Raw genomic sequence first — 653 nt, 5'->3', positions numbered from 1 at the left:
GTGATCTTCGAGGCCGACGACGGCACCGTCACGCGCGTCACCTATGCCGAGCTGCTGGCACGCGTGTCGCGCTTCGCGAACGCGCTGAAGAAACGCGGGATCGGCAAGGGCGATCGCGTCATCATCTATATTCCGATGTCGATCGAAGGCATCGTCGCGATGCAGGCCTGCGCGCGCATCGGCGCCACGCACTCCGTCGTGTTCGGCGGCTTCTCCGCGAAATCGCTCAACGAGCGGCTCGTCGACGTCGGCGCCGTTGCGCTCATCACCGCCGACGAGCAGGCGCGCGGCGGCAAGACGCTGCCGCTCAAGAGCATCGCCGACGAAGCGCTCGCGATGGGCGGCTGCGAAGCGGTCAAGAGCGTGATCGTCTATCGCCGCACCGGCGGCAAGATCGACTGGCATGCCGAACGCGACCTGTGGATGCACGAGATCGCCGACGGCGAGTCCGACACCTGCGCGCCGGAATGGGTCGGCGCCGAGCATCCGCTGTTCATCCTGTATACGTCGGGCTCGACCGGCAAGCCGAAGGGCGTGCAGCACAGCACCGGCGGCTACCTGCTGTGGGCCGCGCAGACGATGAAGTGGACCTTCGACTGGAAGCCGGCCGACGTGTTCTGGTGCACGGCCGACATCGGCTGGGTCACCGGCCA

1 protein-coding gene is annotated in these 653 nt (G+C 67.2%); it reads left to right on the top strand.

Translation table 11 applies throughout. The annotated features are described in order from the left end of the window. The coding region (locus tag NQV17_RS37815) for an AMP-binding protein (protein WP_257776162.1) at positions 1 to 653 on the top strand (653 nt) is incomplete at both ends.

The sequence above is a fragment of the Burkholderia sp. SCN-KJ genome (assembly GCF_024656005.1).
GTDB lineage: Bacteria > Pseudomonadota > Gammaproteobacteria > Burkholderiales > Burkholderiaceae > Burkholderia.
Note: the sequence above shows the minus strand (reverse complement) of the source record. Positions and strands in the feature narration are given on the sequence as shown.